Genomic DNA, 6,776 nt, shown 5'->3' with positions numbered 1-6,776 from the left:
CGCTGATGTCTGCCACCTATACCGCTTTGGTCCGGAAACGGAGAGGAAACAACGTGAACAAAGCAACTCTCTCTTTCTCGACTTCACTTTTTGCCTTCTTCTTGGTTAGTTCAGCTTTGGCACAGGAAAATGCTTCAAATCCGCTTTCCAAAGGGCGGAATACCGACCTGCGCATCCAGTCCACTACAGGCGATGGCAAAGACAAGACTGACTACTTCATCGACGGCGCGTTCATGGCGCGAGACGATCTGAAGATTAAATACGAACTGCACTATAACGATATCTCATCCTCTGAGACATCTGCGGGAGGTCTGGAGAAAGCCGTTCTAAAAGGGATATTCTTTCCAACAGAAGGACGGCTGAACGAGAACTGGGGTTACCGGCTCGCGGTTGGCTTGGATTGGATCGTCGAGTTTGACAATTACGACAAAGGTATTGGAACTGGTTCTGACCAACTTGCGCCGTTCGCGGGTGTCGCCCTAGGTCATGCGAACAACGGGTTAACTCTGATCCCACTCGTTCAGCACTACGTATCCTACGACGGGCCGACTGATGTCAGTCAAACGGCGATGCGGTTGATCGGATTGCAACCTTTTGCAACGGACTACTGGGCCAAGCTTGACCTCAAAGTGCCATACGACTGGAACGCAAAGACATGGCCATCGACGGCGGAATTCCAGGTTGGTTACAACTTGAGCGACAGAGTGGCGCTCTATGGAGAGGCTCTTGTCGGTATCGGTTCCGACCGACCCTACGACAACGGAATTGGCGTAGGTTTGCGCCTAAAGTATTGATCTTGGCGTCGTGCGACTTTTGGCATCTGTCGAGTGTTCAAACCAGATGATCATAGTGACGAAACGACGAGGCAGATCTGTTCAAAATCGTCGTAGACGAAGCAAACGTTGTTTGATGCCTGCAAATTGCACTCAGAATTCGTGCTGGCCCAAGGTCAAAACGAACCGGGGCATTCTCTGACAGGCGAGTGTGTCTGCCAACCGGACATCCAATGGAATGGCTCTGACGTCTCTTCCACAGCCGACGGTAAAAGTCGAAACTTGATCTTCTCGAACAACGACCTAGTGTCGAATGCTTGGTTCAGCGAAGGGGAAACCAATGAAATTCATCACAGGCGTGTTTGGCGCGCTGATCGCCGCGTCGGCGGCCGCGGCACAGGATAGCCCAATCATTCACGACGGGGAGTTCAACTTCCTGAGCGCCCAGTTTGGCGAGGAATGGGCGGCACAGGACGTTCGGATCGATTCACGTCTGGCAGAGCTTCGGGACGCCAACAACGGGAAGCCTCCGAATATCATCTATGTACTGATCGATGACGTCAGCTTCGGTCTGATGGGCAACCGGGCGATGAACTATGTCGCCGGTTTCGACACGCCGAACATCAATGATTTCGCGTCCGAAAGCCTTGCCTTGATGCGCATGTATACGGAACCTTCGTGCACGCCGACGCGCACCGCGTTCCTGACAGGTAGCCACCCGGTCCGGGCTGGACAGGAAGAAGTAAAGGTCGCTCTGGTGGGCGAGGGCCTGGCCGGTGAAGCCGTCACAATTGCCGAAGTGCTCAAGCAATCGGGCTACAACACGACCCATGTCGGCAAGTGGCACCAGGGGGATATCGAGGAGTCCTTTCCCCACAATCAAGGCTTCGATGTCGCGTTTTTCCCGGTCCACCAGCAGGTTCAACTGAGCCTGATGACCCCGGAGGCCGCCGCTGCGGGCAATCTGAACGGCTGGCATCCCTCGACCCAGTCGAGCGAGTTCGCGATCGACCAGCGGTTCAAACCCTATGGCCTGGTGACCGGTCTCGAGGCAAAGGCGGGAGAGCTAGCCCGTGAAGTGGGGCTCGAGGCCGGCGAAGAATGGACGCAAGGCCATTACGAGCGCATGAATGAGACCTACCAGCGGCAGGCGCTGGAGCAATTGGAACGCCTCGCAGGCGAAGAGGAGCCGTTCTTCCTTCAGTACTGGCCGCTCTATCCACTCAATTTCACCTCCAGCGATCAGCAAAGGTCCCGCAATGGCGGCTTCATGGCCGACAAGATGGAGCAGTTGGATGATTGGATCGGCGACCTCATGGCCAAGGTCGACGAGCTTGGTGTGGCCGAGAACACGCTAGTCGTGTTCATGGCCGATAACGGCATCTTCAAGCAGTACTCACCCAATTCGGGAATGATCGAGCTGATCTATCGGGGTGGCAAGGCAGAACATCTCGAAGGCGGGGTGCGCGTGGACGCGTTCGTCCGTTGGCCGCAAGCCATCGAAGGCGGCAGCTATGCGGGAGACATCATCCACGTCTCCGACCTCTACACCACCTTGGCCCGCATCGCCGGCGGCACGAATTTCATCCCGCGCGACCGGGTGATCGATGGTGTGGACCAGACGGCATTGTTGCTGGAAGGCGAAGGGAACTCGCGTCGGGACTATGTCTATATCTACGAAGGCCCGGTCTTGCGCTCGATCGTGAAGCAGGAGTTCAAGATGCACATGCCCGCACCGGGTGTGCCGGGGGCCGCAGCGCCTGTGTTCAATATCCTGCGCGATCCTCGGGAGACCACCCCCGACATCGGTGGATCGCTCTGGTCCGGGGCGTCATTTCAGGACATGGCAAAACGTCATGCCAAGATGATCGCGAAATACCCGCACCGCCCGATTGGCAAGGATGAACCTTACGGCGGCATCGAGAACCTCCGTCCCGAAAGCGAGCTGGCGCGCAAGACGTTTGCCAGCTGGCAGGAAGAGTGAACAACGCTGATTGTGCGTGACACAATTCGACCGATATTGATGATCCGATCTTCGGAGCCGACGTTTGCCAATAGCTGGTGATCGTCGGCTTTGCGCAGGAAGGCGACGCGCTGCCGCTTGCCATGAACGGCGGCAACGTCCGCTGAACTGACCTTGGGCTTTCTCTTGCCGAACGTCCGGTCCTCTTCGATAAAGACGGCTGATGGATGACGGTAGCCGGAAATGCTGCGCTGCCGAGGATGACCGCGATGTCGGCATTACCGTGGGTCGTTTCGCACTTCATTGAGACAGTTGTAGGCCACGCATGCGCTGGACCGCCCGGTTGATCCGGCTCCTCCTGCTGAGAGCCGGATCAACCAGCCGCCCGCAGAGCAAACTGAAGATCGGACAAGGAGCGATCCTGACCGGGCTTGAGAGCCGGCTATTCGTGACTGTGAACACCACACTTGGCCTCGGACGGCCCCGAGACTGCGGCTGTCTCGCCTCAAGTCGCGCGCTCGCGTGCCTGTGGAGATCGACCCTCCATCTGCGTCGGGCGCCCGGGTAAGCAGTTCCTTCGGCCCGGTTCTACGCCGCCAGACCATTCCTGGCGGTGCTTGAAGGCGCAGTGAAGAACCATGGCCGTCGCCGTGGGCTGTCGTCGATGAGAGAGATTATGGGTGTGACACCCGGACTCTTTGAGACCGAATTCGAGGCAACGGCATTCGCGACCATGTGCGGAGCCGACTTCCTGCTGTGGGAGGGCGACACCCTTCGAATCCTCCTGGAGGTCTTCAGTGAGCTCGAAGCGGTCGACTTGATCGCGGATCTCGTGGACCTGTGCCGAGAGGATTTTCCGAACGTGCGGGGCATCCGGCTTGCGCTCGACGTCGTTCTGGAAGCGCTCGAGCAGCTGTCACTCGGCGTCGTCGAGGACGTCATCGGGAGCGGCGAGGACGCCGGAGACCTGCATGATGTGATTGGGTGGTACCGCGCGACAGTCGACGTATTGCGCAAGCGCTTCGAGACCTGAATGTTTGGCCAGTCCCGCGGGGCCGGCCTGCGGAACCGCTTGCCGATCCCTGCCATGTTCCATCGAGGCACGGCGTCTCGATCAACCACCGCCCCCGCGGAGGGCGGTGATTCAGGTCGGGCGATAAAGATTACGCAAGGTAATCTTTGGAATCCGTTTCCGCCCTTTTCCGGTCAACCCGATCTCCCGCGTGAAGAGGACGGGAAGGGTCGAATGACGACCGAGAGCAATCAAGCGAATTACTTCCAAGCGGCGCTCAATGCGGCCCGGGCTCAGGTCGTCTCGCAGGAATGCACCCTCGTTACGACTGAAGAACTGGCGGCGATCGCGCGCTACGCAGGCGTGACAGACGCGTTCCGTCAATGGCTCAAGAAGATCGGTCTGGAACACCTTCCGGGGCGGCCCGGGATCTTCGACCTGAAGCACTTCCGTCTCTGTCTCGACCGCCTCCAGGGACTGGAGCCCACCCAAGGGTCGGCGGCCGAGGCGATTTCACTGACAGAGCAGAGGAGACTGCGCCGTGAGCAAGACAGCGCTGCCTAAAGGCATCCATCGCGTCAAGAAGGCAACCGCCGCGGGTGTGGTCAGGTATCATTACGTCTGTCGAGGTGGGCCGAAGTTCTGGGATTCGAACTCGCAGGTCGTGGAAGGATCGCTGGCCTATCTCGCTGCCTATCGACAGGCGAACACGAGTGCGGCCGAAGCCGCGCGCACGCATCGCGCGAATGAAATGCTCACGCCCGATGCGATGGATGAGTACCGCCGCAGCATTCACTATCGAAAGCTCAACGCGCGGACGAAAGCTGACTATGAGAAGTACATGACGAACTTCGAGGCCGAGTTCGCCGAAGACCCGATCAAGCTGTTCGAGGAGGAGGAGTCCCTGGCCGAGATCATCGCCTGGCAGAACCAGTGGGCGCACTCGCCGCGCATGTACGACTACTCGACCCAGGTCATCCGTCGGTTCCTGAACCGCATGCGGAAATCCGGGGTGATCAAACGTCACTTCTTCCACGACATCGAGGCGGTTTACAGGGTCAATCGCGCCCACCTTTGCTGGAAGCCGGAAGAGATTGCTGCAGTCCTCAAGGTCGCGACACCGGCGGAAATGCGGATCGTTGTGGCGATGTCCGAGGGTGGCCTGGCGCCCGCCGATGTCGGGCGACTGAACAGGGGGCACATCGAAAAGACCCCGAAGGCGCGACGCCTTCTTCTCGACCGTGGGAAGTCCGGTCAACCAACCGCCATCGCGGCCACGCCGGCGATCGAAGATCTCATCGACACGATGGATGATGACCAGTGGCTCATCGTGCCGGCGCTGTCCGGCGGGCGCCTGACGCCCGAACGCGCCGCGCAGATCGTTCGCGACCTGATCCATCGCGCGAATGCCGACGGCGTGATCCGGGTGCGCCCCGAACTGCGCCCCTACGACATGCGGGGCACCGCAGCGACGGCGCTGCTGCGCGCCGGGTGCGGGCTGAACGAGATCGCCGTGGCAATGGGGTGGAGCATCCGTCACGCATCGAAAATGATCGAGCATTACGCGCGCCTGATACCCGAGGTCACCGACGAAATCCTCGAGAAACTCGAACGGGCAAAGGCCTCCGCCAATGTCTTCGACGGCGACGACAAAGACGTCTGAACCAGAAATACACGATCATGCGACTTGGGCCCGGTGCGCTGCATCGGGCCTTTCTGCATCTCCTGGTGGATTCGAAGCCAGGAGTCACGCCTGTAAACCGGGGTGTAAACTGCCTGTAAACTGGCCACTTCAGGGCCCCGAAAATCGGGCGCTGAAGTCGGAAATGTCCAAGAAAAAAAGGTGGAGGCGAGTACCGGAATCGAACCGGTGTACACGGATTTGCAATCCGCTGCGTCACCACTCCGCCAACTCGCCGAAGGGTCTCGGTTCTCTATGGGCTGTTGAGCGCGGCGTCAACAGGGAATGACGCCCGCGCCCGGCTTTGTCCGAAGGCCCGCAGGCGGGGGGCGCTTGACAGCGTGGGAGAGTCACCTTATCGAACGCCATCCGCGGTTCGCAGAGTCGTGGTTTCATTGGTGTTGGTGGCCCCCGCGAGGGGATGCCTGTCTCCCGAAAGGGAAAGGACAACGCCCTTCATAGGTGCCCTCGGGCGCCGCGCTAACGAAGGAGATCAGCCGTGACCAAACGCACGTCTGCCAAGTACAAGATTGATCGCCGCATGGGCGAAAACATTTGGGGCCGCCCCAAATCCCCCGTCAACCGCCGCGAATATGGCCCGGGCCAGCACGGTCAGCGCCGCAAGGGCAAGATGTCCGATTTCGGCCTGCAGCTGCGCGCCAAGCAGAAGCTGAAGGGCTATTACGGCGATCTGACCGAGAAGCAGTTCCGCCGCATCTACTCCGAAGCCGAGCGTGTGCGCGGCGATACCGGTGAGAACCTGATTGGCCTGCTCGAGCGTCGCCTCGACGCCGTTGTCTACCGCGCCAAGTTCGTCCCGACGATCTTCGCCGCCCGCCAGTTTGTGAACCACGGCCATGTGGAAGTGAACGGCAAGCGCGTGAACATCCCGTCCTACCGGGTCAAGGAAGGCGACGTGATCACAGTACGTGACCGCTCCAAGCAACTCGCTGTTGTTCTGGAGGCCGTTCAACTGCCCGAGCGCGACGTTCCGGATTACATCGAGGCCGACCATTCCAAGATGTCCGCGACCTTTGTGCGCACGCCGGGTCTGGGCGATGTGCCCTACGCGGTGCAGATGGAACCGAACCTCGTCATCGAATACTACGCGCAAAACTAAGCGCGACTGGTCCGGTCGCTTGCGACCGGAAGACAGACTTGCCCGTCCCACCGGAATCCGGTCGGGGCGGGTTTTTCGTTATGGAAGCCGTGCCTTGGGTGTTCGGACGCTTTGAGCACTTCTTGATCGATGCTGCGGGCAACAGCAGTGACTGCTATGCCGACCGAACGGAGCTTCGCTACGGTCACGACATTTCGAACTTCGCGATTGCAAAAAATCTGCAGAAT

At 59.5% G+C, this 6,776-nt stretch carries 7 protein-coding genes and 1 tRNA gene; 7 read left to right on the top strand and 1 reads right to left on the bottom strand.

Going from position 1 to position 6,776, the window contains the following annotated elements; all coding sequences use genetic code 11:
* From R3X27_RS25140 to R3X27_RS25120, 5 genes are all read left to right on the top strand, one after another.
* Nucleotides 1-794 (top strand): hypothetical protein (locus tag R3X27_RS25140; protein WP_317711661.1); only part of this gene is annotated, 794 nt, incomplete at its 5' end.
* Nucleotides 795-1,113: 319 nt separating this feature from the next.
* On the top strand, nt 1,114-2,757 hold the full coding sequence (locus R3X27_RS25135) for a sulfatase-like hydrolase/transferase (protein ID WP_317711660.1): 1,644 nt from the start codon (nt 1,114-1,116) through the stop codon (nt 2,755-2,757).
* 607 nt (nt 2,758-3,364) lie between these two features.
* Nucleotides 3,365-3,769: a hypothetical protein gene (locus R3X27_RS25130; RefSeq protein WP_317711659.1), complete on the top strand. Its 405-nt coding sequence runs from the start codon at nt 3,365-3,367 to the stop codon at nt 3,767-3,769.
* A 213-nt stretch (nt 3,770-3,982) separates the two neighbouring features.
* Nucleotides 3,983-4,312, top strand: coding sequence for a hypothetical protein (locus tag R3X27_RS25125; protein ID WP_317711658.1), 330 nt, complete (start codon nt 3,983-3,985; stop codon nt 4,310-4,312).
* Nucleotides 4,290-5,411, top strand: a complete 1,122-nt coding sequence (locus R3X27_RS25120) for a tyrosine-type recombinase/integrase (protein ID WP_317711657.1) — start codon at nt 4,290-4,292, stop codon at nt 5,409-5,411. Before R3X27_RS25125 ends, R3X27_RS25120 begins: the two co-directional genes overlap by 23 nt.
* Nucleotides 5,412-5,592: 181 nt before the next feature.
* On the opposite strand, the gene R3X27_RS25115 is transcribed toward R3X27_RS25120, so the two are convergent.
* Nucleotides 5,593-5,666: transfer RNA gene (locus R3X27_RS25115), tRNA-Cys, on the bottom strand.
* 262 nt (nt 5,667-5,928) lie between these two features.
* Here R3X27_RS25115 and rpsD point away from each other — a divergent pair.
* Complete coding sequence (gene rpsD / locus R3X27_RS25110) at nt 5,929-6,549, top strand: 30S ribosomal protein S4 (protein WP_317711656.1); 621 nt, start codon at nt 5,929-5,931, stop codon at nt 6,547-6,549.
* A gap of 38 nt (nt 6,550-6,587) precedes the next feature.
* Nucleotides 6,588-6,776: hypothetical protein (locus R3X27_RS25105; protein WP_317711655.1), on the top strand; the 189-nt coding region annotated here is incomplete at its 3' end.

This window comes from Tropicimonas sp. TH_r6 (genome assembly GCF_033101155.1).
Classification (GTDB): domain Bacteria; phylum Pseudomonadota; class Alphaproteobacteria; order Rhodobacterales; family Rhodobacteraceae; genus Tropicimonas.
This window is presented reverse-complemented; position numbering and strand designations above follow the sequence as displayed.